At 73.7% G+C, this 24,272-nt stretch carries 20 protein-coding genes and 1 pseudogene; 11 read left to right on the top strand and 10 right to left on the bottom strand.

Annotated features, from left to right (window positions below):
• Positions 1–4 precede the first annotated feature (4 nt).
• The 5 genes and pseudogenes from ABD324_RS04260 to ABD324_RS04280 all read right to left on the bottom strand — a co-directional run.
• A pseudogene (locus ABD324_RS04260) lies at positions 5–856 on the bottom strand (YihY/virulence factor BrkB family protein); the annotation flags it as partial.
• 477 nt (positions 857–1,333) lie between these two features.
• Positions 1,334–1,669, bottom strand: coding sequence for a hypothetical protein (locus ABD324_RS04265; RefSeq protein ID WP_344412535.1), 336 nt, complete (start codon positions 1,667–1,669; stop codon positions 1,334–1,336).
• 4 nt (positions 1,670–1,673) lie between these two features.
• On the bottom strand, positions 1,674–2,654 hold the full coding sequence (gene meaB / locus ABD324_RS04270; RefSeq protein ID WP_344412537.1) for a methylmalonyl Co-A mutase-associated GTPase MeaB: 981 nt from the start codon (positions 2,652–2,654) through the stop codon (positions 1,674–1,676).
• The gene (gene scpA, locus ABD324_RS04275; RefSeq protein ID WP_344413409.1) at positions 2,644–4,788 is read right to left on the bottom strand and encodes a methylmalonyl-CoA mutase; all 2,145 of its coding nucleotides are present in this window, start codon (positions 4,786–4,788) and stop codon (positions 2,644–2,646) included. The genes meaB and scpA overlap by 11 nt, the downstream gene beginning before the upstream one ends.
• Positions 4,789–4,805: 17 nt before the next feature.
• Positions 4,806–6,716: a methylmalonyl-CoA mutase family protein gene (locus ABD324_RS04280; protein ID WP_344412539.1), complete on the bottom strand. Its 1,911-nt coding sequence runs from the start codon at positions 6,714–6,716 to the stop codon at positions 4,806–4,808.
• A 619-nt stretch (positions 6,717–7,335) separates the two neighbouring features.
• Here ABD324_RS04280 and ABD324_RS04285 point away from each other — a divergent pair.
• A complete protein-coding gene (locus ABD324_RS04285; protein WP_344412541.1) occupies positions 7,336–8,634 on the top strand; it encodes an HNH endonuclease signature motif containing protein in 1,299 nt (432 codons plus the stop codon).
• 233 nt (positions 8,635–8,867) lie between these two features.
• Positions 8,868–9,356: a pyridoxamine 5'-phosphate oxidase family protein gene (locus ABD324_RS04290; protein WP_344412543.1), complete on the top strand. Its 489-nt coding sequence runs from the start codon at positions 8,868–8,870 to the stop codon at positions 9,354–9,356.
• Here ABD324_RS04290 and ABD324_RS04295 read toward each other — a convergent pair.
• The 3 genes from ABD324_RS04295 to ABD324_RS04305 all read right to left on the bottom strand — a co-directional run bounded on the left by ABD324_RS04295 (position 9,343) and on the right by ABD324_RS04305 (position 11,775).
• A complete protein-coding gene (locus ABD324_RS04295; protein WP_344412545.1) occupies positions 9,343–9,840 on the bottom strand; it encodes a Rieske (2Fe-2S) protein in 498 nt (165 codons plus the stop codon). The two genes, ABD324_RS04290 and ABD324_RS04295, sit on opposite strands and share 14 nt — an antisense overlap.
• 44 nt (positions 9,841–9,884) lie before the next feature.
• Entirely contained in the window at positions 9,885–11,153 is a 1,269-nt protein-coding gene (locus ABD324_RS04300) for a DUF6529 family protein (RefSeq protein WP_344412547.1), read from the bottom strand.
• Positions 11,154–11,214: 61 nt separating this feature from the next.
• A complete protein-coding gene (locus tag ABD324_RS04305) occupies positions 11,215–11,775 on the bottom strand; it encodes a hypothetical protein (RefSeq protein ID WP_344412549.1) in 561 nt (186 codons plus the stop codon).
• Between the two features lie 216 nt (positions 11,776–11,991).
• Between ABD324_RS04305 and ABD324_RS04310 the strand changes: the two genes are divergently transcribed.
• From ABD324_RS04310 to ABD324_RS04340, 7 genes are all read left to right on the top strand, one after another.
• Positions 11,992–12,546 carry a sigma-70 family RNA polymerase sigma factor gene (locus ABD324_RS04310; RefSeq protein WP_344412551.1) on the top strand — a complete coding sequence of 185 codons (555 nt, stop codon included), beginning with the start codon at positions 11,992–11,994 and terminating at the stop codon, positions 12,544–12,546.
• The gene (locus ABD324_RS04315; RefSeq protein WP_344412553.1) at positions 12,543–13,217 is read left to right on the top strand and encodes an anti-sigma factor family protein; all 675 of its coding nucleotides are present in this window, start codon (positions 12,543–12,545) and stop codon (positions 13,215–13,217) included. Before ABD324_RS04310 ends, ABD324_RS04315 begins: the two co-directional genes overlap by 4 nt.
• A gap of 83 nt (positions 13,218–13,300) precedes the next feature.
• Entirely contained in the window at positions 13,301–14,713 is a 1,413-nt protein-coding gene (locus tag ABD324_RS04320) for a cytochrome ubiquinol oxidase subunit I (RefSeq protein ID WP_344412555.1), read from the top strand.
• 10 nt (positions 14,714–14,723) lie between these two features.
• Positions 14,724–15,734: a cytochrome d ubiquinol oxidase subunit II gene (gene cydB / locus ABD324_RS04325; RefSeq protein WP_344412557.1), complete on the top strand. Its 1,011-nt coding sequence runs from the start codon at positions 14,724–14,726 to the stop codon at positions 15,732–15,734.
• An 8-nt stretch (positions 15,735–15,742) separates the two neighbouring features.
• Entirely contained in the window at positions 15,743–17,434 is a 1,692-nt protein-coding gene (gene cydD, locus ABD324_RS04330) for a thiol reductant ABC exporter subunit CydD (protein WP_344412559.1), read from the top strand.
• A complete protein-coding gene (gene cydC / locus ABD324_RS04335) occupies positions 17,434–19,167 on the top strand; it encodes a thiol reductant ABC exporter subunit CydC (RefSeq protein ID WP_344412561.1) in 1,734 nt (577 codons plus the stop codon). Before cydD ends, cydC begins: the two co-directional genes overlap by 1 nt.
• 12 nt (positions 19,168–19,179) lie before the next feature.
• Positions 19,180–20,574, top strand: coding sequence for a glycoside hydrolase family protein (locus ABD324_RS04340; RefSeq protein ID WP_344412563.1), 1,395 nt, complete (start codon positions 19,180–19,182; stop codon positions 20,572–20,574).
• 45 nt (positions 20,575–20,619) lie between these two features.
• On the opposite strand, the gene fabG is transcribed toward ABD324_RS04340, so the two are convergent.
• Entirely contained in the window at positions 20,620–21,381 is a 762-nt protein-coding gene (gene fabG, locus ABD324_RS04345; RefSeq protein WP_344412565.1) for a 3-oxoacyl-ACP reductase FabG, read from the bottom strand.
• 163 nt (positions 21,382–21,544) lie between these two features.
• Here fabG and ABD324_RS04350 point away from each other — a divergent pair, with 163 nt between their 5' ends.
• Both ABD324_RS04350 and ABD324_RS04355 read left to right on the top strand, forming a co-directional pair.
• Complete coding sequence (locus tag ABD324_RS04350; protein WP_344412567.1) at positions 21,545–22,306, top strand: SDR family NAD(P)-dependent oxidoreductase; 762 nt, start codon at positions 21,545–21,547, stop codon at positions 22,304–22,306.
• Between the two features lie 18 nt (positions 22,307–22,324).
• On the top strand, positions 22,325–22,672 hold the full coding sequence (locus ABD324_RS04355; protein ID WP_344412569.1) for a VOC family protein: 348 nt from the start codon (positions 22,325–22,327) through the stop codon (positions 22,670–22,672).
• Here ABD324_RS04355 and ABD324_RS04360 read toward each other — a convergent pair.
• A complete protein-coding gene (locus ABD324_RS04360; RefSeq protein WP_344412571.1) occupies positions 22,669–24,261 on the bottom strand; it encodes a Na+/H+ antiporter in 1,593 nt (530 codons plus the stop codon). The genes ABD324_RS04355 and ABD324_RS04360 overlap by 4 nt on opposite strands.
• Between the last annotated feature and the right edge of the window lie 11 nt (positions 24,262–24,272).

The following is a 24,272-nucleotide window of genomic DNA, read 5'->3' on the forward strand; positions in this document are numbered from 1 at the left end:
TCCCCCGGCGGTCCTTGAGCTTCTTCGGCCAGAAGTGCTGGATGGCGGCGTTGAAGTGGGCGCCGAGCACGATCGCGAGCCCGATGAAGAAGGCCGCGAGCAGGAAGGCGATGGGGGCGGCCAGCGCGCCGTAGGTGTACCCGGTCGTGGTGAGCCAGCTGATGTAGATCCGCAGGCCGGTGGCCCCGACGAGGAAGACGACCGCGGCCAGGACCGCGCCCGGCAGCCCACGGTGCCAGGGCGGCTTCGCCGGCAGCGCGAGCTTGTAGAGCGTGGTGAGCGCGAGGATCAGCCCGACCGCCAGCACCGGGTAGTACAGCCAGCCGATCAGCGTGACGGCCGTGTCCTGCCAGGACGCGGGCAGCAGCTTGGGCAGCCGGTCCGGGCCGAGCGCCAGCAGCGGCAGGGAGATGATCCCGCCGACCAGCGCCACGACGTACATCAGCAGCGCGAGGATCCGCTGCCACACCGGGTTGCGCACGCCGTACTGGTCGTGCGCGCGGGTGATCGCGTCGACGAACGACGACATGGCCGACGAGCCGGACCACAGCGAGATCACGAAGCCCAGCGACACGAGCTCGGAGCGCCCGGTGGTGAGCAGCGTGGTGATGGTCGGGCCGATGATCTCGTCCACGGCGTTGCTGCTGAACACCGTCGACGCCCCGCGGATCAGCTGCTGCTGGGCGAGCTCGATGGTGTCCGGCCCGAACCAGCCGCCGATGTAGCCGAGGCTGCCGAGCAGCCCCAGGAGCAGCGGCGGGAGCGAGAGGGTCTGCCAGAAGGCGGCGGAGGCGGCCTCGCTGAAGATGTTGTCGTCCCATGCCCGGACCAGGGTCCGCGTGGTGACCCGCCAGATCCCGCGGCGGCCGTAAGGCCGGGGCTGACCGTCGGCGGTGAGCCGGACGGTCGGGGCGTCGGGAGGGGCGTCCGCCGCCGGGGCGGGTTCGGCCTGCCGAGCGGTCGCGCTCCGTGATGTCGAGGCCGCCTGTACGGGCGCGGCATCGGTGCCCCGCTGCGACGGGGGCTGAAACGGGGGCTGAGACGAGGGCTGAGGGCGGGCCACGACGTCCGTGGGCCGCTCGTCCCCCGCCGGCGTCGCGGCCGGGTCCTGCCCCACGGTGGACGGCTCGGCGGTGGACGGCTGGGCAGTGGACGACTCGGCAGCGGACGACTCTGCGGTGGACCGCGCGGGGGGCGGCTCCGGGGCGGTCGGCCCGGGCGCGCGCGACCTCCGCGCGCGCTCGCGGGCCTCGCCCGCCACGTCCGTCATGTCCTCCAGGATGCGCCCACCTGCGCCTTCTGTCAGCGCAGGCGCGCCCCGCCCGGCCGAGTGTTAGCTCAGCGTGACCGCCACGACGACCTGGCGGCCGTCCCGCCGTGCCACCGCGTGACCGGAGCGCTCCGCTCCGTCTAGCTCGAGTCGGAGCGGGCCGCCGTCACCGGTGAAGTTCCGCCACCAGCGCTTCTTGTCCGGCATCTCGACGCGGATCTCCACATCCTCGCCCCGCCGCCGGAACGCGACCGGCGTGCTGAAGGTCCGCCCGCTGCGCCGCCCCTCGTAGCTGACGATCGTCAGCGAGCGGCGGATCGGCCCGCCCAGCGGCGACGCGCGCAGCGCGAGCACCCCCGCGTTGACTGTGCCGGCGAGCTTCCCCAGGAGTCCGTCCACGACGTCAGTCCAACATCCCGAGGATCTCGGTCGCCGCGAGGGTCGGCGTGAGCGAGCCCTTCCGCACGTCCGCGGTGAGCGACGGCAGGCGGTCCTTGACGGCGGGATCGCCGGTGAGCCGGTCCATCAGCTGGTCCCGGATCATCGCCCACATCCACTCGACCTGCTGGTCCGCGCGCCGCGAAGCCAGCTCGCCGTGCTTCTCCAGGACCGCCCGGTGCTCGAGGATCTTGCCCCACACCGCGTCCAGCCCGTTGCCGGTCTGCGCGGAGCAGGAGAGCACCGGGGCGCGCCAGTGCTCGCTCGCCGGCGTCATCATGTGCAGGGCGCCGGCGAGGTCCCGGGCGGCCGCCTTCGCCTCCCGCTCGTGCGGCCCGTCCGCCTTGTTGACGGCGACGACGTCCGCCAGCTCGAGGATGCCCTTCTTGATCCCCTGCAGCTGGTCACCGGTGCGCGCGATGGTGAGGAACAGGAAGGTGTCGACCATCCCGGCCACGGTGACCTCGGACTGCCCGACGCCGACCGTCTCGACGAGCACGACGTCGTAGCCGGCAGCCTCCATCAGCACGATCGTCTCGCGGGTCTTGCGCGCGACCCCGCCGAGCGTGCCGGCTGACGGCGACGGCCGGATGAAGGCGTTGTCGTCCACGGCCAGGGCCGCCATGCGGGTCTTGTCGCCCAGGATCGAGCCCCCGGTCCGGGTGGACGAGGGGTCGACCGCCAGCACCGCGACCTTGTGTCCCGCGCCGGTCAGCCGGGTGCCGAGGGCCTCGATGAAGGTCGACTTCCCGACCCCGGGCACGCCCGAGATCCCGACCCGCACGGCTCCCCCGGCGTGCGGGGCCAGCTCGAGCAGCAGCTGCTGGGCCTCGTCCCGGTGCGCCGCCTTGGCCGACTCGACCAGCGTGATCGCCCGCGCGAGCAGCGTGCGGTTGCCGTCGAGGACCCCCGTGGCGAGGGTCTCGACGTCGACCCTACGAGGCATCCTGCTGAGCTGCTCTGAGCTTCTCCAGGAGCGAGATCGCGGCCTCGGAGATGACCGTGCCGGGCGGGAACACGGCCGCCGCGCCCATGTCGAGCAGCTCGGGCACGTCCGCCGGCGGGATCACGCCGCCGACCACGATCATGATGTCCGCGCGGTCCAGCTTCGCGAGCTCCGCCTTCAGCTCGGGCACCAGCGTGAGGTGCCCGGCGGCGAGCGAGCTGGCCCCGACGACGTGCACGTCCGCCTCGACGGCCTGGCGCGCGACCTCGGCCGGGGTCTGGAACAGGGGGCCCACGTCCACGTCGAAGCCGAGGTCGGCGAACGCCGTGGCGATCACCTTCTGGCCGCGGTCGTGCCCGTCCTGCCCCATCTTGGCCACGAGGATGCGGGGCTGGCGGCCCTCCTCCTCGGCGAACTCGCCCACGAGCTCGCGGGCGCGGGTGATCGCCGGGCCTGCCCCGGCCTCCTCGGAGTACACGCCGGAGATGATCCTGATCTGCCCGGAGTGCCGCCCGAACACCTTCTCCAGCGCGTCGGAGATCTCGCCGACCGTGGCCTTCGCGCGGGCGGCGTCGACGGCCAGGGCCAGCAGGTTCTGGTCGAAGTCGCGCGTCGACCCGTCGGCGATCGCGGCCGCCGAGTTGGTGAGCTTCTCGAGCGCGGAGTCGACCTCGCGGGAGTCCCGCTCCGCGCGCAGCCGCTCGAGCTTCTCGATCTGCTCGCGGCGCACGGTCGCGTTGTTCACCTTGAGGACCTCGATGGCCTCGTCCTCGGCCACCACGTACTTGTTGATGCCGATCACCGGCTGGCGCCCGGAGTCGATGCGGGCCTGCGTGCGGGCCGCCGCCTCCTCGACGCGGAGCTTCGGGATGCCCGCGTCGATGGCCTGGGCCATGCCGCCGGCCTTCTCGACCTCCTGGATGTGCCCCCACGCGCGGCGGGCCAGGTCGTAGGTGAGCTTCTCGACGTAGTGCGAGCCGCCCCACGGGTCGATGACCTTGGTGGTGCCGGACTCCTGCTGCAGCATCAGCTGGGTGTTGCGGGCGATGCGCGCGGAGAAGTCCGTGGGCAGCGCGAGCGCCTCGTCCAGGGCGTTGGTGTGCAGCGACTGGGTGTGCCCCTGGGTCGCGGCCATCGCCTCGATGCAGGTGCGCACCACGTTGTTGTAGACGTCCTGCGCGGTCAGCGACCAGCCGGACGTCTGGGAGTGGGTGCGCAGCGACAGGGACTTCGCGTTCTTCGGCGAGAAGTCGCTGACCAGCTTCGACCAGAGCAGGCGCGCGGCCCGCATCTTGGCGACCTCCATGAAGAAGTTCATGCCGATCGCCCAGAAGAAGCTCAGGCGCGGCGCGAACTTGTCGACGTCCAGGCCCGCGTCGATCCCGGCCCGCAGGTACTCCACGCCGTCGGCGAGGGTGTACGCGAGCTCGAGGTCGTTGGTCGCCCCGGCCTCCTGGATGTGGTACCCGGAGATCGAGATGGAGTTGAACTTCGGCATCTTCCGGCTCGTGTAGCTGAAGATGTCCGAGATGATCCCCATGCTCGGCTGAGGCGGGTAGATGTAGGTGTTGCGGACCATGAACTCCTTGAGGATGTCGTTCTGGATGGTCCCCGCGAGGAGTTCCGGCGCCACCCCCTGCTCCTCCGCCGCCACGATGTAGAGGGCGAGCACCGGGAGCACCGCGCCGTTCATCGTCATGGACACGGACATCTTGTCCAGCGGGATGCCGTCGAAGAGCTGCCGCATGTCGAAGATCGAGTCGATCGCCACGCCGGCCATGCCGACGTCGCCCGCCACCCGGGGGTGGTCCGAGTCGTAGCCGCGGTGCGTGGCCAGGTCGAACGCGATCGACAGGCCCTTCTGGCCGGCCGCGAGGTTGCGCCGGTAGAACGCGTTGGACTCGGCCGCGGTGGAGAAGCCCGCGTACTGGCGGACGGTCCACGGCTGGCTGGCGTACATGGTCGGGTACGGCCCGCGCAGGTACGGCGTGATGCCCGGGTAGGTGCCCAGGAAGTCCAGGCCCTCGGTGTCCGCGGGCGTGTAGAGCTGCTTGACCGGGATGCCCTCGGGCGACTCCCAGGGCTCACCGGCCGCGAAGTCGGTGCCCGGCGTCGCCTCGGACGCGAGGCCCACCTTCGTGAAGTCGGGGATCACTTCGCCTCCTCCAGCGCGGTGTAGACGTCGTCGATGACGGCGAGGGCGTTGCACCCCGCGGAGAGGTACCCGTCGACGCCGGCGTACGAACCCTTGCCGGCGAGCAGCACCCGCTGCGCCCCGGCCTCCTTCAGCGCCTTCGCCGTGGCTTCGGCCCGCTCGTCGTACAGCGCGTCCGTGGAGCACAGGACGACGACCGGCGTGCTCTTGCCCCACGCGGCCACGACGTCCTCGGCCGTCTCGGTCGCCCCCGCCTCCGGCGCGGCGATCCCGCCGGCCTGCAGCAGGTTGCGGGCGAACCCGGCGCGGGCGGTGTAGGCCGCGAGCGGGCCCAGCGTGGCCAGGTAGGCGGTGGGCCGCTGCCCCTTCTCGGCGAGGAGCTCGTCCGAGCGGTCGCGGTACTCCTCGTACGCGCCCGCCGGGCGGTACAGCGGCAGCCCGCCGCGCTCGACCGGTGCCGGCAGCGGCGTGCGCTCGACCGGCTTCTCGTCGAGGTTCGGGAACTCCGAGACGCCGGTCAGCGGGGTCCGCCGGGTGGCGATGCTCTTCTCCCGCTTGGCCCGGACCGCCGCCGTCTTCTCGGCGACGAGCCCCGAGTCGAGCGCCGCGACGACCCCGCCGGCGGCCTCGATCTCCTGGAAGAAGGCCCAGCCGGCCTCCGCCAGGTCCGCCGTGAGGTGCTCGACGTACCAGGAGCCGCCCGCGGGATCGAGCACGCGCGAGACGTGCGACTCCTCGATCAGCAGCGCCTGGGTGTTGCGGGCGACGCGGCGGGCGAAGGCCTGCGGCTCGCCGATCGCGATGTCGAACGGCGGCACGGTGACCGCGTCCGCCCCGCCGACGCCGGCCGCGAAGCTCGCGACCGTGCCCCGCAGCATGTTCACCCACGGGTCCCGCTTGCTGAACAGCGCGGGCGAGACGACGGCGTGCTGGCTCTGCCCGGGGCCGGCGGCACCGGATGCCTCCAGCACGCGGCCCCAGAGCCGGCGCGCGGCACGGAGCTTGGCGATCGTGGGGAACTGCTCGGCGGTGGCGGCGTAGCGGAACTCGAGGAGGCCCGCCGCCTGCTCGACGGACAGCCCGGCCGCGGTGAGTGCCCGCAGGTACGCGACGCCCGAGGCGAGCGAGAAGCCGAGCTCCTGCGCCTCCGAGCCGCCGGCCTCCTGGACCGGTGTGGCGTCGACGACCACGGCCTTGACCAGCGGGTACTCGGCGGCGACCCGGGTGGCCAGGGGCGCCACGGAGTCGACCGCGGGTCCGCGGCCTGCGCGGGCCCGCAGCCCGACCGGGTCGAGCCCGAGCGTGCCCCGCAGCGCGTCCTTCGCCACCCCGCGAGCCTCGGCCAGGGCCAGGAACTCCTCGGCGGCCTCGGCCGCGGACTCCCCCGCGTCGAGCACGACCGGGGCGAGGTCCAGGAAGACGTCCTCCAGGACGGCACCGAGCTCGGCGACCGGCACCCCGCCGGCCCCGACGGCCAGCCAGACCGACGAGACGCCGTTCTCCAGGTCCGTCATCACCGCCGCGCGGGCCGCGGAGCCCGTGGTGGCCACGTGGTGCTGCCGCACGTCCCAGCTCGGCCGCGCCGCGGTACCGCCCCGGGTGTACGGCAGCGCGCCCGGGACACCGGCCGGTGGCAGGTCGGCCACGTCGTCGGCGGTGTAGAGCGGCTGGACGTGGATGCCGTCCGCGGTGTCCCAGGCCAGCTTCTCGACGCCCGCGCCCAGCGGCGCGTCCTCGCCGATCCGCCGGGCCTTGCGGAGGACACCGTCGACCGCGGCCGCCCACTCGTCCCGGGTGGCCTGGGCGAACTCGGCGGCGAGCACGAGGTGCTCGGGGGGCTCCGGAGCCTCGTCCGCGAGCGTCTGCTCGTCGACCAGCTCGGTCTCGCCCGTCTCTTGCGGGGCCATCCACCACTCCTCACCGACCCCGGAGAGCGACTTCCGGGGGCCGTGCGGAGTCTAGTGACCGGATCAGAGACGGTCAGCCCTGACTGCCGTGGCTTTGGACACCAGTGGTCAGCTCACCCGGAGCGGCCACGTGTCCCGTGCCGGCGCTGGAGCGTCGCACTCACAACCTGACCGGCACCGGCCGCCCCCGCTCCGGCTCGGCCGGGCTTCGGCGACGAACTGTCGGCCCGCGCGGTGCCGGACGCGACGATTCTCGGCAGGGGCGGCCCGGCCCCGCACACTTCGGGTCCGGCTGAGGGAAGCAGCCTCCGGGCACAACCGACCCGCGCCCGGCGGCAGACGCCCCGACGACCCGACGACCCAGCCCGCCCGTGCTCGCGGCTCATGCCCGGGGACCCGAGAGCAACGCCCGGCGGCGCGCAAGCCGCCGCGTCGCACGCGGATCCGTCACGAGCACAGAGGTGCGTGGGAGGGGACTCGGGCGCATCGTCGTGGGGAGCGGTCGGACCGACGCGACGAGTGGCGGAGCCGTTCGGGAACCCTCTCGCGGAACGCTGAGAGGGATCTCACCTGCGACGATCGACCTGAGATCGAAAGGGCGTTCGAGTACGCTGGGGGCATGTCCGCGACCCCCGTCGACTCCGCGCGAGAGAGCCTTGCCGAGGCTCTCGATCTGGTGCGCGCGGCCGCCGGGGCGCGGGCCGAGGCGGACGATCTCGTGGCGTTGTTGGTCGTCGCGGAGGAGGCTCGGCGGGCGCTCGACCGGATCATGGTCGTCGCCACAGCTGACCTGCAGCGGCGGGGCACCTTCGCCGAGCGCGGGTATCGCTCCCCCGCCGGCGCGCTCTCGGACCTGTTGGGATGGGAGCGCTTCGAGGCCCGGCGCCGGGTGGTCGCGGCAGAGAACGTCTGCCCGACGACGGGCCTCGGCGGCGAGGTCCTCCCTGCCCTGATGCCCGCCACCGCGACCGTGTTCGCGGAGGGCGCCGCCGGCCTGCGCCACGTCGAGGTGATCGCTCGGGTACTGGAGAGCGCACCGGCTCGGCGTCTCGATCCGGAGACCTGGGCCGGCGCCGAGGTGCAGCTGGCCGCCGAGGCCGCGGCGCTCACTCCGACTCAGCTCCACAGGTGGGGCATGGAGCTCGTCGAGCTGCTCGACCAGGACGGCGCCGAGCCGGACGACGGCCCCGCACCGATCAACGAGCTGAGGCTCTCGCACTTCCGCACCCGCCCCGGCGGGAAGCTGACCGCCCGCTACGACGACGCCGCCCTGTTCGCCGCCGTCGTCGCGGTGATCGACCCGGGTACCGCACCACGCGACGCGGACGACGAACGTCCTGTGCCCCAACGCCAGGCGGAGGCGCTGGCCGATGCCTGCACGCAGGTCCTGGAGCGTGGACGCCTGTCCGAGACCGGTGGCCGCCGACCCCAGCTCGTGGTGACCGTCCGGCTGGAGGACCTGGAGCGGCGCGCCGCCGCGGCCTCGCTCGAGTTCGGCGGCGCGCTCACCGCGGCCGCCCTGCGGCGCCTGGCCTGCGACGCGGCGGTGATCCCGATGGTGTTGTCCGCCGACGGGGTCCCGCTCGACGTCGGGCGGATCTCCCGGACCGTCCCCGACGGCCTCCGCCGCGCGGTCACGACCCGGGACGGCGGCTGCGCCTTCCCCGGCTGCGACCGCCCGCCCTCCTGGTGCGAGGTCCACCACGTGACGGAGTGGCAGCACGGAGGGCCGACCGACCTCGGCAATCTGGTGATGCTCTGCGCCGCCCACCACCGCCTGGTCCACCACTCGCTGTGGCAGGTGCGCATGGTCCACGGCCTCCCGGAGTTCGTCCCACCCTCGTGGATCGACCGCACCCGAACACCTCGAAGACGCCCGGTCCCCGTCCCGGCCTCAACACATCGCGCCCCGCCGTGATCATCAGGGCACCAGTGTGGATTTCTCATGATCACCCGGATCGTTTGACCATCAGAACCTCGCGGGCGTCCGCGTTCCCGCAGGTGGGAGGCCAGGTGGCGGGCGAGACAACCGGGGCGGCACCTACCCCACGCTCGGCTCTCACCTCGGCGATCGCGACGCTAGGCCGATGAGTCCGGCTCACGGCAGACGTCCACCTCTCGGGAGCACATCCGACGACGGGAGGCGGGACCATGGCGGTCGCGGTGGGGGCGGACGCGGGCACGGCGGCGGGCGAGGCGCGAAGGGTGCTGGCGGCGAACGCCTACCTGACCCTGGCGACCGCCGACCGCGACGGCCGGCCGTGGGCGACACCGGTGTGGTTCGCGGACCGGGACTGCCGGGAGTTCGTGTGGGTGTCGCGGCCCGGTGCCCGGCACTCGCTCAACATCGCCGCGCGGGCAGACGTCGGCATCGTCGTCTTCGACTCCACGGTGGCGGTGGGCGGAGCCGCGGCGGTGTATGTCGAGGCGCTCGCCGAGCAGGTCGGACCCGATCGGCTCGCGGACGCCCTCGCCGTCTACAACCGGCGCACGCAGGAGCAGGGCATCGGCTCCTGGGGCGAGGCCGATGTCACCGGTGCGGCGCGGTTCCGGCTCTACCGCGCCCAGGCCACGCGCGTCCACGTCCTCGACGAGCACGACGGCCGGGTCGAGGTTGGGCTGATCGTCAGGCCAGGGTGATCGACCCGTTCGCGACGGTGACCTTCCTGGCGGCCAACGGCTTCTTGGCCGGTCCGGCGGTCGGGGCTCCGTCGGTGATCGAGAACATGCTGCCGTGGCAGGGGCACTCGATCGAGCCCGACGACACGCTCGACACGGTGCAGCCCTGGTGGGTGCAGGTCGTGTCGAAGGCCTTCCACACGCCGGCCGAGGGCTGGGTCACCACGACCTGCTCGGCGCCGAAGATCTTCCCGGTGCCGACGGGGATGTCGGCGGTCCTCGCGAGGGCGGCGCCCCCGCCCTGTCCCGGGGAGCCCTGGGCGGGCGCCTGCGGCGCCGCCGATCCCTGGGTCGGCGCGGCCTGAGCGGGCGCACCGGCCTGAGGCGGTGCGGAGGTGGCGGGGAACTGCGGGCCGCCGTAGGTGGCGCAGCCGGCGAGCGCCGCGCAGCCGGCGGCGCAGGCGCCCACCATCATCGAGCGGCGGGTCAGCGGGGTGGTGGTCATGGCGCTCCTTGCGAGAACGTCGGGGTGGGCGGGATCGGCCGGGCTCAGAACGTCACCCCGTGGGTCGTGAAGAACCACATCGATGACGTCAGGAAGAGGCCGGTGAGCAGCGCGAACACCACCCCGCCGAGCACCGGCAGCGCCCAGCGGGGCGCGGCGCGGCGGGGCAGGACCAGCATCTTGGTGGCGAAGGCGCCGTAGAACAGGCAGCCGGCGAGCGAGTGGATCAGCACCCGGGGCGTGGTGTCGGCGAAGCCGAGCGCGTAGAGGCAGTGGACGGCCACCGGCAGGGTGAGCAGCACCGCGATGCGGCCCGCCCAGCGGTGCACGAGGAAGGTCCGGGGGCCGGCGCCGCGGCCGAACCGGCCCGACATCCGCAGCGCGGACCACAGCTGCGCCAGCCCGAAGGCGAACGCGAGCGCCGTCAGCCAGCTCTTGGCCGCGACCCCGCTGGAGAAGCCGGCCAGGCTGAGCGCGACGCCGGTGGGTTCGTGGACCCGGGCGTACACACCGAGCCCGACCGACAGTGCGATCCCCACCACGGCGGGGACGAGCAGCGCCGTCATGCGGAGGCGGGACGCTCGGGGACGACCGACCGGGACGAGCTCGGTGGACGGCGTGTCCCGGCCGGGCTCCCCGTCGAAGTCCTCGACGTCGGGGAACTCCCGGTCACCGGCGGCGCGCCTCGGCGCATCGAGATCGCCGTACTCGTCGAACTCGGCGTAGTCACGGGAGCCGGCCCGGTCGTCGAACAGCGCCCGGTCGTCGAACTCGGTCTCGAGGTCGAACCCGGCGCGGTCGTCGAACCCGGCGTGGCCGCCTCCCGGGGCGAACCTCGCCGCGGAGGAGGCGTGGGGACCCTGCGGGAGGTCCCGGCCGTCCTCGTCCGCGTAGTCGGCGTAGTCGCCGTAGTCCTCGTAGTCCGGGCGCTCCCAGGAGCGTCCCGCCCAGGAGCCGTACTCCCAGCCCGTGCCGTCGGGCCCGCCGGGGACCACGGCCGGGATCTCGGTGGTGCGGCCGGCGACGAACGCGGAGCGGTCCGTGGGGTAGGCGGGCAGCTCGTCGTGGGCGTGGCCCCGCGGCTCGGGGAAGGCGGGGACCACCGGGAGCGCGGGATCGGTGGGCGGGTCGGCCGGGTCCCAGCCACCACGCGGGTAGGCGTCCGTCCGGTACGCGTCCGGGGCGCTGCCGTCGGGGGCGCTGCGGTCGGGGGCACTGCTGCCGGGAGCACTGATGCGGCCCGGGTCGTAGGCCGGGTTCCACAGGTCGTCGGCGGGGTCGGTCGTGGTGCCGGGGCGCGGGGAGCTGCGCACGGGGACCTCCGGGGATCGGGCGGCCGCCGTCGGGGAACAGCGGCCGGGTGGGACGAACGGGTCAGGCCGTGCCGAGCTTCTTGAGGGTGGTGCGGTCGGTCGGGGAACCGGCCGCGCTCGCGGGCTGGGCGGAGAAGGGCCAGTTCCTGCCGGCGACCGCCACGGTGCCGACGACGGCGCCCTGGGTCGCGCCGGCGGTGAGGTCGGCGCCGTCGGGGCCGCTGAGCTGCACCGCGCCGTCCTTCACGGTGCCCTCGAGCCAGGCCTCGACGTCCTTGCCGTCGCACACGTACGCGACGACCTTGTCGCCCTGCATGCCCATCGCGACCGTCACCTCGTCGCCGGCCGAGCGACCCGTGTAGGTCCCCGAGGCCGCCGGAGCGGGGGCCGCGGCGACCGGGGCAGGGGCAGCCGCAGCAGCCGGAGCGGGGGCGGCGGCCGGCGCGGGCGCGTAGCCGTCGGAGGCCCCGTAGTCGCCGTACCCGCCCGCCTGGGCGGCCGGGGTCACCGCCGGGGCGGAGGCGTCGGTGGGCGGGCCGCTGAGCAGGCTGTTGAGCCCGAACACCGCCAGCCCGACCGCCAGCACCGCGAGCAGGGTCAGCACCGGACCACGCGTTCGCATCATGTCTCCAGGTGTTCGACGGGGAGCGTCTTGCTGGGGTACACGGACCGCGGGCCCGGACGGTTCACCGGATCGGGAAAGAAGTTCGCGGTGAACCGATCTGCTCGGCCGTCCGTGTGGCCGGTATGGACTTCGCTACCCTCACCGCGCTCCGGCGGGCACCGGGGCGACCCACAGGTCCCGCACATCCCGCCACCGGGAGCGACTGGAGAGTTCATGGTCATCCGTTCCCCCCGGGGCCGGCGGAGTCCGGGGCCCAAGAACCCGGACGAGGCGCTGATCAGGGCGGTCTACGCCGAGCACGGGCGGGCGCTGCTCGCGTTCACGACGAAGCTGCTCGGGGACCGGGCCGCGGCGGAGGACGTCGTGCAGGAGGTCCTCGTGCGCGCGTGGCAGCACTCTGACGTCCTGACGAACGGGCGCGGCTCGGTCCGCAGCTGGCTGCTGACGGTGGCGCGCAACCTCGTCACCGACCGGGTGCGGGCCCAGCGGGCCCGGCCGACCGAGGTCGAGGAGGAGGCCGGCGCCCCCGAGCCGACGCGCGACCACGCCGATCGCGTGGTCGACGCGCTCACCGTGCTGCCCGCCCTCGAACGCCTCTCCCCCGACCACCGCGACGTGCTGGCCGAGGTCTACTTCCGCGGCCGCTCGCTGCCCGAGGCGGCCGAGGCGCTCGGGGTGCCGACCGGCACCGTCAAGTCCCGTTCCTACTACGCCCTGCGAGCGTTGCGAACCGCGCTCGGCCCGGCGGCCGAAGGAGCGGTGGGATGAGTATCGAGAACCACGACGGAGGCGAGCTCTCCGCCCATGTACTGGGCCTGCTGGGGCCCGAGGACTCGGCTGCCGTGGAGCTGCACCTGGAGACCTGCGCGCAGTGCCGCGCCGAGTGGGAGGACCTGCGCGCCATGACCCGGACGCTCGACGAGCTGCCGGACGAGGCCCTGCTGGAGGGGCCACCGGACAGCGACCTGGTGCTGCACCGCGCGCTGCGCGAGATCCGGGAGGAACGCGCCGGGCAGCGCCGCCGCCGCGTGCTCACCCGAGCCGTCGCCGCCGTGGTGGTGGCCGCGGCGCTGGTCGGCGGCGGGGCCGCGATCGGCAGCACCCTCACCCCGTCGACGCCCACCCCGACGGTCGTCGCCGGGGCCCGGACCGCGCAGGTCACCGAGGGTGCGGTGACCGCCGCGGTCACCGTCACCCCCGCCAACGGGTGGGTGCGGCTGGCCGCGAACGTGAAGGGGGTGCCGGCCGGCGAGCACTGCCGACTCGTGGTCGTCGCCAAGGACGGGAGCCGGGAGGTCGCCGGGGGCTGGGTCGTGCCGCCGACCGGCGAGGCGAACGGGGTGCACCTCGACGGTGCCGCCGGGATCCCTCCGGACCAGGTGCAGTCGGTCGTCGTGGAGAACACGGACGGCCACAGCTACGCGCAGGTCGTGGTGTAGGTCTCCTGAGCCTGAACTTCTACGTGGTGTAGAACTGAACTCGAACTACTACAGCGCGTAGAAGTTCGGGAGGAGCCTCCACCATGGCGCTCGATCTCGCCCGATGGCAGTTCGGGATCACGACGATCTACCACTTCCTCTTCGTCCCGCTGACGATCGGGCTGTCCGTGGTCGTCGCGTCCTTCCAGACGGCGTGGCATCGCACGGGGCGCACGGAGTACCTGCGCGCCACCCGGTTCTTCGGGAAGCTCTTCCTGATCAACTTCGCCATGGGCGTGGTCACCGGGATCGTCCAGGAGTTCCAGTTCGGGATGAACTGGAGCGCGTACTCGACCTTCGTCGGCGACGTCTTCGGCGCCCCGCTCGCGATGGAGGCGCTGCTCGCGTTCTTCCTCGAGTCGACCTTCATCGGGCTGTGGATCTTCGGTTGGGACAGGCTGCCCCGCCGGGTGCACCTGGCCTGCATCTGGGCCGCCGCGATCGGCACCAACCTCTCCGCCTACTTCATCCTCGCGGCCAACGCCTGGATGCGGCACCCCGTCGGCTACGCGATCGACCCGGTGACCGGGCAGGCCCGGCTGACCAGCATCTGGGCCGTGCTGAGCAACGACCAGGCCTGGTCGACGTACCTGCACGTGGTGTCGGCGGCGTTCGTCGCCGCGGGCCTGTTCGTGGCCGCGGTGAGTGCCTACAAGCTCCTGAAGGACCGCGATCCGCGCGAGCACGAGCTGTTCCGCAGGAGCATGCGGACCGGGTTCGTCGTCACGGCGATCGCCGGTGTCCTCGTGACGCTCAGCGGCGACCACCAGGCGAAGCTGATGGCGCAGTACGAGCCGATGAAGCTCGCGGGCGCCGAGGCGCTCTGGCAGGACGAGCACGGCGCCGGGTTCTCGATCTTCGCGGTCGGCGACATCCGCGACGGCCGCAACCACGTGAACGTCCAGGTCCCCGGCCTGCTCGCGTTCCTCGCCACGGGCAGCTTCGACGGCGACGTCCAGGGCATCAACGACGTCCAGCAGCGCTACGTCCAGCTCTACGGGGACAACGACTACAAGCCGAACATCGGCGTCCTCTACTGGTCGTTCCGGCTCATGATCGGGCTGGGCCTGGCCGGGGTGGCGATCTCGGTGGTCGGGCTCTGGCTGACCAGGAGGGGCCGGCTGTTCCCCGCTCGCTGGCAGTACGGGCTGGTGATCGCCGCGCTCCCCGCGGCGTTGCTGGCGAACATCGTCGGCTGGGTGCTCACCGAGATGGGCCGCCAGCCCTGGACGGTCCACGGCGAGCTGCTCACGGCCGCGAGCGTCTCCCCCGGTGTGAGCCTCGCCGAGGTGGCGATCTCGTTGGGCGCCTTCACGCTCGTCTACCTGGTGCTCGCGGTGATCGAGGCGAGGCTGCTCTTCCGGTACGTGAAGGCGGGCCCCGCGGCGGTCATGCCGTACCCCACCGAGGACGAACCCGAGAAGACCGACGACCGCGTCCCGGCTTTCGTCTACTGAGGAGGGCACCGTGGATCTCCCGCTGCTCTGGTTCATCGCCATCGCCGTCCTCTGGACCGGCTACCTCGTCCTGGAGGGCTTCGACTTCGGCGTCGGCGCGCTGCTGCCCGTGCTGTCGCGCGACGACACCGACCGCCGCGTGATGATCAACTCGATCGGCCCGGTCTGGGACGGCAACGAGGTCTGGCTGATCACCGCCGTGGGCGCGACCTTCGCCGCGTTCCCGGCCTGGTACGCGTCGATGCTCAGCGGCTTCTACCTGCCGTTGCTGCTGGTCCTGCTCGCGCTGATCGGGCGCGGCGTGGCCTTCGAGTACCGCGGCAAGGTCGACTCGGTCGCCTGGCGGCGGCGCTGGGACCGCGTGATCGTGGCCGGCAGCGTGATCCCGGCCTTCGTGTGGGGGCTCGTGTTCGCGAACCTGGTCCGCGGCCTGGCGATGGGCGCCGACCACGTGGTGACGACGAGCGTGTTCGGCCTGTTCACCCCGTACGCCGTGCTGGGCGGGCTGCTGACCCTGGGCCTGTTCCTGCTGCACGGCGCGGTGTTCCTGGCGCTGAAGACGGACGGCCCGGTGCGGCTGCGGGCGCGCTCGTTCGCCGCCCGGTCGGGGCTGGTCGTGGTGCCGCTGCTCGTCGGGTTCGTCGGCTGGACGCAGGGCCAGCACGATCTTCGCAGCGGCACCGGGTGGACACTCGCCGTCGGCATCGTCTCGGCCGTCGCGCTCGCGCTGGCGGTCGGGCTGATCGCGCGCCGCCGCGAGGGCTGGGCGTTCACGGCGACCACGGTCGCGGTGGCCATGCTGGCGGTGCTGATCTTCGGATCGCTGTTCCCCGAGGTCCTGCCCTCGACCACCGATCCCGCCTTCTCCCTCACGGTCGACAACGCCGCCTCGGCGCCCTACACCCTCGGCGTCATGACCTGGGTGGCCGCGGTCTTCCTGCCGCTCGTGCTGGCCTACCAGGCCTGGAGCTACTGGGTCTTCCGCAGGCGCGTCACCCGCGCCCACATCACGGCCCACTGAGCCACCCGATGAAACCCCTCGATCCCCGCCTGCTCCGCACGGCGAGCGCCGTGCGCACCCACCTGCTCGTCGCGGGCGGGTGCGGGGTGGCACTCACCGGGCTGATCCTGGTGCAGGCGTGGCTCGTGTCCCGCACCGTCGGCCGCGCTCCGTCGATGGTCGGCCCCGCAGGCTCCGCCTCCGGCGACGGCGCGGGACTCGACGCCCTCGGCCTGCTGATCTCGGTGGTCGCCGCCGTGGCGGTCGCGAGAGCCCTGCTGGCCTACGCCGGGGAGGCCGCCGCGCTCCGCAGCGCCGCGAAGGCCAAGTCCCAGTTGCGGATGCGGCTGGTCCGGCACGTCACCGCCGGCCCCGGCGCGCGCAACGCCGGGGAGCTCACCACCCTGGCCACCCGCGGCCTGGACGCCCTCGACGACTACTTCGCCCGCTACCTCCCCCAGCTCGTCCTCGCGGCGCTGGTCCCGGTGGCGGTACTCGTGGTGGTGGTGCGGGCGGACTGGATCTCCGCGGTCGCCATCGCCGCCACGCTCCCGCTGATCCCGCTGTTCCTGGCCCTGATCGGGATGCACACGCAGGCCCGCACCCGGAGGCAGTGGCAGCTCCTCGACAGGCTCGGCGGCCACTTCCTCGACGTCGTGGAGGGACTCCCCACCCTCGCCCTGTTCCGCCGGGCCAAGGCCGAGGCCGCGCTCGTCCGCACCGTCACCGAGCAGCACCGCGACGCCACGATGGGCACGCTGAGGGTGGCGTTCCTGTCGGCCTTCGCCCTCGAGGTGCTGGCCACGCTGTCGGTCGCGATCGTCGCCGTCGAGATCGGGTTCCGGCTGCTCTACGGCCACATCGACCTGGGGACGGCGCTGCTGGTGCTGATCCTCGCGCCCGAGGCCTACCTGCCGCTGCGCGAGGTCGGGGCCCGGTTCCACGCCAGCATGGAGGGCATCGCGGCGGCGGAGCAGGTGTTCGCGGTGCTCGACGAACCGCACGCCCTGCCGGCGGCGGGCAGCGGCCCCGCCCCGTCCGGCGACATCGTCCTGAGCGGGGTGACGGTCCGCTACCCGGGGCGCGAGGAGCCGGTCCTGGAGGACCTGGACCTGACGCTGCCGGCCGGCGTGACCACCGTGATCACCGGCCGCAGCGGCGGCGGCAAGACCACGCTTGTGTCGCTGCTGCTCCGGTTCCTGCCGCCGACGGAGGGCCGGATCGCCTGCGGCGGAACGGATCTCGCGGATGTCGACGCCGCGGCGTGGCGGCGCCGGATCGCCTGGGTCCCGCAGGATCCCCACCTGTTCGACGACACCCTCGCCGGCAACATCCGCCTCGGCGCACCCGACGCGACCGACGAGGAGGTGCGCCGCGCCGCCTCGCTGGCGGAGCTCGACGAGGTCCTCGCGGAGCTCCCCGACGGGCTCGCCACCCGGGTCGGCGAGCGCGGCAGCCGGTTCTCCTCGGGGCAGCGCCAGCGGGTCGCCCTGGCCCGTGCCTTCCTCCGCGCGGCCCGGACGCCGGACGCGCTGGTCCTGCTCGACGAACCCACCGCCCACCTCGACCCGGACAACGCCGCCGCCGTGCGCCGGGCCGTCGACCGCCTCGTCGAGGGCCGGACGGCCGTCCTGGTCACGCACGACAAGGCCTGGTCAGCAGGGAGCGTGGGCACGGTCGACCCGACCGGGGGCCAGACGTCCCCGCAGGGGGTGGGGTGATGCTGCGGATGCTGGCGTTGGCGCGGCCGCGCGGGATGCGGTTCGCCCTGGGTGTGCTGGCCGGGGCGGTGGCGACGGCCTCGGGGGTCGGGCTGCTGGCGTTGGCGGCATGGCTGATCGCGACCGCGGCGCAGCATCCGGCGGTGACCGCGTTGTCGGTGGCCGTGGTGCTCACGCGGGCGCTCGGGGTGACGCGCGGGGTGGCGCGCTACCTCGAGCGGCTCGTCACCCACGACGCCGCGCTGCGCACGTTGGCCGACGTCCGGGACCGCGTCTACGCGCGGCTGGCGGAGACGGAACCGGTGCGGCGCTTCCGGTCCGGCGATCTGGTGGCGCGGCTGGTCAGCGACACCGACGCCACCCAGGACCTGCTCGTCCGGGGGCTCACGCCGCCGTTGTCGGCGCTGGTGGTGGGAGCCGGGACGGTGGCCCTGTCGACCGCGTTGCTCACCCAGGGCGGACTGCTGCTGGCGGGCGGGCTGCTGCTCGCCGGGCTGGCCGTGCCGCTGCTGGCGGCGCGCGCGGGCCGGGGGCCGGGGCGGCGCGCGGCTGCCGCCCGGGCGGAGCTGGCCACCGCACTCGTCGACACCCTGCACGGGGCGCCGGACCTGCTCGCCTACGGCGCCACGGACGCCGCGGTCGCGCGGGTCGCGGCGGCGGACGCGGCGCTCACCCGGGTCGCCCGCCGCGACGCGACGATCCTCGGCCTCGGCGCCGGGGCCACTGCGCTGGTCGCGGGCCTGACGCTCTGGGGGTCGCTGCTGCTCGGCGTGGCCGCGGTCCAGGGCGGGCGGCTCGACCCGGTCCCCCTCGCCGTCCTGGTGCTCACGGCGCTGGCGGCCTTCGAGATCGTCGCGCCGCTGCCCGCCGCGGCCGCCCGGCTCGGTGCGATCTCGGCGTCGAGCCGGCGGCTGTTCGACGTCCTCGACACGCCCCCGCAGGTCCGGCCGGCGTCGGCCGAGCCGGTCCCCGCCGCGCCCGCCGACCTGCGGATCCGGGGCCTGCGGGCCCGGTACGGGGACGGGCCGGACGTGCTGCGGGGCATCGACATCGACATCCCTGCCGGGGCGCACGTCGCCGTGCTCGGACCGAGCGGGGCGGGCAAGAGCACGCTCGCCGCGATCCTGTTCCGCTTCCACGACGCGGAGGCCGGCAGCGTGCGGCTCGGGGGCGCCGACCTGCTGCGCCGCTCCCCCGACGCCGTCCGCGCCGCCGTCAGCGGGGTCCCGCAGGATCCGCACGTCTTCGACAGCACGCTGCGCGAGAACCTGCGACTGGCCCGCCCCGGCGCAGGCGACGACGACCTCCGCGGGGTGCTGCACCGGGTGCGGCTGGACGGGCTCGACCTCGACGACCCCGTCGGCCCGCGGGGGCACCGGCTCTCGGGCGGGATGCGGCAGCGCCTCGCGCTGGCCCGTGCGCTGCTCACCGACCCCGCGCTGCTCGTCCTCGACGAACCCACCGCACACCTCGACGCGGACACCCGCGACGCCGTCCTCGACGATCTCCTCACCGCCGCAGGGGGGCGCTCGACGCTGCTCGTCACCCACGACCTCGCGGGGTGCTCCCGGATGGACCACCTCTACGTCGTGGCGGACGGCCGCGTCCTCGAGCACGGCACCCCGGCGGACCTCCGGGAGGCCGGTGGCTGGTTCGCCCGGGCGGCGGACACCGCATTGGGCCGTTCCACCCCGTCCGGCACTGCTCTCAGCAGCACCACAGCGACCCCCTGACACCCTCCCCCCGTGCCTCTCCGCAAGCCACTCCGTCCCGGGCCGAGCACCCGGCCCCGCCCGGCGCTCCGGAGCCTCCCCCTCGCGCTGGTGGCCGCGGCCCTCGCCCTCGTCGCGGGGTGCACCTCCACGACCGCCCCGCCGGTCGACCGGAGCGCCGCCCAGAGGACCGCCGCGGCGGTCGACCTCGGCCAGGGCTGGGACTGGAACACCCAGTCCACCGCGCTGGACCTCGGCGTCACGCACACCCAGGACAGCCTCGACCTCGCGGAGCCCACCGCGGCGCGCGAGCGCGGCACGGCGATCCTGAAGGACGGCAGCGCCGTCTGGCAGAACGTCCACCTGATGGGCTTCGGCACCCTCAACCCGGAGCCGTCGCCGGGCACCTACGACTGGTCCACCCTCGACTCGAGGATGAACCTCGTGAAGAGCACCGGTGGCCGGACCGTGCTCACCGCCTGCTGCGCCCCGGACTGGATGAAGGGCGGCACCGCGGGCCGGACGGACTGGTCCGACCTGGAGGTCTCCCCCCAGCCGCAGTACTTCGACGCGTTCGCGAGCCTCGTCGCCGCGACGGTGCAGCGCTACCCGCAGATCGAGGCCGTCCAGGTGTGGAACGAGCTCAAGGGCTTCTACCACGAGGACGAGAACCGCTGGGACTACGAGGGCTACACCGCCCTCTACAACAAGGTCTACACGGCGGTGAAGGCCGTCCGGCCCGACGTCATGGTGGGCGGCCCGTACGTCGTCATGATCAGCCTGCCGGCGGGTGACCCCAACGCGAGCAGCGAGCTCACCGGGCCCTGGGGAGCGCTGGACCAGCGGGTCGTCGACGTCGTCGAGTACTGGATGACGCACAACGTGGGCGCCGACTTCGTGATCGCGGACGGCGGCACCGCCACCCGCGACGGGACCATCACCGGCACCGTCGCCGACGCGGCGGGCAAGTACGCGGACGTCGACCGCTGGCTGCGCGGCAAGACGAAGCTGCCGATCTGGTGGGCCGAGTTCTACCCCGACCCGCCCCCGGGGGTCGACGGCGGCGCCTCGAGTCCCGCGAGCGCCGTCGCGACCCTGGCCGCGGTCGCCGCCTACGCCCGCACGGACGTCTCGACCGCGCTGCTGTGGGGCCCGCAGGACAGCGGGATCCCCTACGCGTCCCTGTGGACGGACGCCACCAAGCCGGACGGCGGGCAGCCGACGCCGCTGACCCCCGCGTGGAGGTGGCTCGTGCCCCGGCTCGCCAAGGGCGGCATGGAGATCGGCCGCAGCCAGACCCAGCCGCTGATCGCCTTCCGGGCACCGGACGGTAGCGCGATGATCATCAACGTCACGGGCCAGGAGGTACCGGTGGCGGGCCAGGAACCGTTGCCGGCCTGGGCGATCGCCATCCGCGACCCGGCCTGACCACCCGTCCCGCCGGTGCCGGGCACCGGCGGGACGGGGGGCTCGTCAGGCCTTCGGGCCGCCGGCCACGTAGATGACCTGGCCGGACACGAAGCCCGAGCGGGCGTCGGTGAAGAACGACACGGTGTTGGCGATGTCCTCGACCTCACCGGGGCGCGCGACGGGGATCTCCGCGGCGCGGGCGGCCTTGAACTCCTCCCAGTCCACGCCGAGGCGCTCGGCGGTGGCCTTGGTCATCTCGCTGGCGATGAAGCCGGGCGCGATGCTGTTGGCGGTCACGCCGAACTTGCCCAGCTCGATCGCCAGGGTCTTGGTGAAGCCCTGCAGGCCGGCCTTCGCGGCGGAGTAGTTCACCTGGCCGCGGTTGCCCAGCGCCGACGTCGACGACAGGTTGACGATCCGGCCCCACTTGGCCTCGACCATGTACTTCTGCACCGCGCGCGCCATCAGGAACGAGCCCCGCAGGTGCACGTTCATGACCGAGTCCCAGTCCTGCTCGGTCATCTTGAAGAGCAGGTTGTCCCGGGTGATGCCGGCGTTGTTGACGAGGATCGTGGGGCCGCCGAGCTCGGCGACCACCCGCTCGACGGCGGCGTCGACGGCCGCGGAGTCGGACACGTCCGCGCCGACGGCGATCGCCGTGCCGCCGGCGGCCACGATCGCGTCCACGGTGCCCTTGGCGGCGGACTCCTCGAGGTCGATCACCGCGACCTTGTGGCCGTCCTGCGCCAGCCGCAGCGCCGTCGCCGCGCCGATCCCCCGGGCCGCGCCCGTCACGATCGCCACCCGCTGCTGGGACTCCGCCATGTCTCGTCTCCTTCGACTCGATGCGTTCGGTACCGCTCGTGCCGCTCACGGCGGCACACTCCGGCCCGATCCTCGCACCGCACCTCGGGCGCGACGCAAGCCGCTGTCACCGGCGCCACTGCCACGGCGGCAAATTGGTGCGAGTGCATTATCGTCGGCGGCCATGAGCCTTCTGGATCGCTTCTCCCTCGCCGGCAAGGTGGCCGTCGTGACCGGTGCGTCGTCGGGGCTCGGTGTGGCCTTCGCCCGGGGCCTGGCCGAGGCCGGGGCGGACCTCGTCCTGGGCGCGCGCCGCGCGGACCGCCTGGAGGACACCCGCAGGACCGTCGAGGCGATGGGCCGGCGGGCCCTGTGCGTGCCCACGGACGTCGCGAAGCCCGCGGACTGCCAGGCCCTCGTCGACGCCGCGATGGCGGAGTTCGGCCAGGTCGACGTCCTCGTCAACAACGCCGGGATCGGCACCGCCGTCCCCGCCACCCGGGAGACTCCCGAGGAGTTCGCCCAGGTCATCGACGTGAACCTGAACGGCTGCTACTGGATGGCGCAGGCCTGCGGACGGGTCATGCAGCCGGGCAGCAGCATCGTGAACATCTCCAGCATCCTGGGCCTCACCACGGCCGGGCTGCCCCAGGCCGCCTACTCGGCCAGCAAGGCCGGCCTGATCGGCCTGACCCGCGATCTGGCCCAGCAGTGGGGCGCCCGCAAGGGCATCCGCGTCAACGCGCTCGCCCCCGGCTTCTTCGCCTCCGAGATGACGGAGACCTACCGGCCCGGCTACCTCGACGCCATGATCCACCGGGTGCCGCTCGCCCGCATGGGCGACCCGGACGAGCTGACCACGGCGGTGGTGTTCCTCGCGAGCGCTGCCGGCGGCTACGTGACCGGGCAGACACTCGCGGTCGACGGGGGGACGACGATCACCTGACGCCGTAGGGTTCCGGGCGTGAGCGAGACGAAGATCGGCAACGTCCTGCACCCGGTCGGCGACGTCGCCGCCGCCGTGCGCTTCTACGGAGAGGCCTTCGGCCTGACCCCCAAGTTCGTCGACGGCGACCGCTACGCGGCCCTCGACGCCGGCGGCACCACCCTGGCCCTCGCCGGCCCGGAGGAGGACGTCACCGGCGGGGTGGCCGCGGCATCGTTCAAGGTGCCGGACGTGGGTGCGGCGCTCGACGCGCTCACCGCGGCGGGCGGCACGGTCGTGCGGCCGGCCGAGCAGGGCCCCCACGAGGTGCGCGCGGTCGCGAAGGACCCGTGGGGCTCGACGATCGTGGTCTACGGGCCCCGTTAGCCCAGCAGGACGGTCCGGAGGTCGAGACGGCGCAGCACCCGGTCCGCGGCCTCCGGATCCACGCCGGGCTCCCGCCGGGCGGCGAGCACCTCTGCCCGCGCGGCCCCCAGCGCGTCCGCCTCGATGCGCTGCATCAGGTCCCGCCGCTCGCGCAGGGCCAGCAGCCGCTGTCGCTCGTCCTCGGTGAGGGACTCGCCGGAGAGCACCGAGTCGAGCCGGCCGAGCCGGTCGCGCATCGCGGTCTCGACCTCCTCCGACAGCGACTCGTCGCGCTCCTCGTCCAGGCGCGCGGTCATCCGCTGCAGCGCCGCCCGCCGCGCCCGGCGCACGATGTCCTGCTCGGCCCGCTCCTCGGTCTCGGCGCTCTCCGCGACCCCGAGCAGCCGGACCAGCGTCGGGAGCGTGAAGCCCGGCACCAGCAGCGTCACGACCAGCACGGACACCGCGATCAGGGTCAGTTCCACACGGGCCGGGAAGGGCTCGCCCGCGGCGGTCTGCACCGGTAGCGACAGGGCGAGCGCCAGCGTGGCCAGGCCGCGCATGCCGCACCACGCGATCACGAGGGCCTCCCGCCCGGCCCGCGGCCCCGCCGACGGGTCCTTCGAGTGCCGGAACAGCACCGATGCCGCCGTCATCCACACCGCACGGACGCCCAGCACCACCAGGCAGACGATCCCGGCGTGGCCGAGCATCCGCGGCAGGTCGTCACCCGCCTGCTCGACGACCTGCCGCAGGTCGAGCCCGATCAGGCCGAACGCGATGCCGGTGACCAGCAGCTCCACGACGTCCCAGAAGGAGCGCTGGACGAGGCGGTCCGCCGCCTCGTCCGCGTCCGAGAGCCGCCGCAGCTGCAGGGCCACCACGACCACGGCGACGACGCCGGACGCGTGCGCCTCCTCGGCGGCCAGGTAGACGGCGAACGGCAGCACCAGGGTCAGGGCGCTGCGCCCCACCGTGTCGCCGATGCGCGTCAGCAGCTGCCGCGCCAGCCACGCCACCACGAGCCCGATCACCACGGCGATCGCCGCCCCGAGCAGGAACGACAACACCAGGCCGGGGACGGAGAGCTCGTCGCCCCGCACGGTCGCCAGCACCGCGGCCTGGAAGATCACCAGGGCGGTGGCGTCGTTGAACAGGCCTTCGCTCTGCAGCACCGAGAGCAGCCGGCGCGGCATCCGCACCGGCCCGGCCACCGCCTCCACCGCCACCGGGTCGGGTGGCGCGACCATGGCGCCGAGCGCGACTGCGGCCGTCACCGTGATTCCCGGGACCAGGACGGCCGCCACACCGGCCACCGCCCCGGCGGTCACCACGACGAGGGCGACGGCGAGCAGCGCGATCGTCCGCCAGCGGGCGCGGAACAGCGCCCACGAGGTCCGCTGCGCGGTCGCGAAGAGCAGCGGTGGCAGGAAGAGCGGCAGGATCAGCTCGGGTTCCAGCTCGAACGAGTCCGGCAGGCCCGGCACCACCGCGACCAGGGCACCGAGCACCACCATCAGCGCGGGCCACGGCAGCCGCAGCCGGTCCCCGACGCCGACCAGCAGCACGGCTCCGAGCATCAGGCCCACGATGAGCAGCAGGTACTCCACGGGGGCAGCTT

The organism is Pseudonocardia ailaonensis (genome assembly GCF_039531635.1).
GTDB lineage: Bacteria > Actinomycetota > Actinomycetes > Mycobacteriales > Pseudonocardiaceae > Pseudonocardia > Pseudonocardia ailaonensis.